The sequence below is a fragment of the Burkholderia sp. Se-20378 genome, assembly GCF_017104665.1.
Taxonomy (GTDB): Bacteria; Pseudomonadota; Gammaproteobacteria; order Burkholderiales; family Burkholderiaceae; genus Burkholderia; species Burkholderia lata.
In genome coordinates this window covers 1-669 of record NZ_JAAGPG010001223.1, presented here as the reverse complement: position 1 = coordinate 669, position 669 = coordinate 1, and the positions used below count along the sequence as shown (strand labels likewise).

The following is a 669-nucleotide window of genomic DNA, read 5'->3' as shown; positions in this document are numbered from 1 at the left end:
ACCGGCAGCGAGCACGCCGCCCCACGCCGACAGCGCGGAGGACAGCGCGAGCAGCGCGCGGGTTGGCGCAGGCAGTGCGGCGCCAAAACCGTCGAAGATCTGGCGAAACGTCGGTACCACCCACACCATCAACGCGGCCGAGATCGCGAGCCCGAACAGGATGATGGCCGCCGGGTAGGCGAGCGCGGCCCGCAGCTTGCGCCACTGCGCTTCGGTGCGCTCGCGGTGCTCCGCGACCCGAGTCAGCACGATGCCAAGCGAGCCGGACGCTTCGCCGACCTCGATCAGCTGGCGATACAGCGTGCCGAACTGGGATGGATAGCGTGCGAGGGCATCGGCGAAGCGCCGTCCGCCGACGAGCTCGCGGGCGAGACCTGCGGCGATGCGCGGCAAGCCGTCGTGTGGCCGCGTGCGCGCGAGCATCTCGAGCGACGGCGCGAGCGGCAACCCGGCCTGCAGCAGGCTTGCGAGCTGGCGTGTGAAGCGCGTGACGTCCCGCGCGCTGGCCGTTGGCGCCCGGGCCGGCCCGCGGACGTCGAGCGAGATCGGGAGGGCGTCGTGTAGGGACAGTGTGGGCGCAACCGTGTTGCTCCCGGTGTTTGGCGTTTCATTGACACAAAAAACATTGCACTGTTACTCTCCACTGAGTACGCTTGCACCACTGCTTTT

At 69.1% G+C, this 669-nt stretch carries 1 pseudogene; it reads right to left on the bottom strand.

The features are described from left to right. Positions 1 to 546: pseudogene (locus tag G3N93_RS41130) on the bottom strand (type II secretion system F family protein); the annotation flags it as partial. Between the last annotated feature and the right edge of the window lie 123 nt (positions 547 to 669).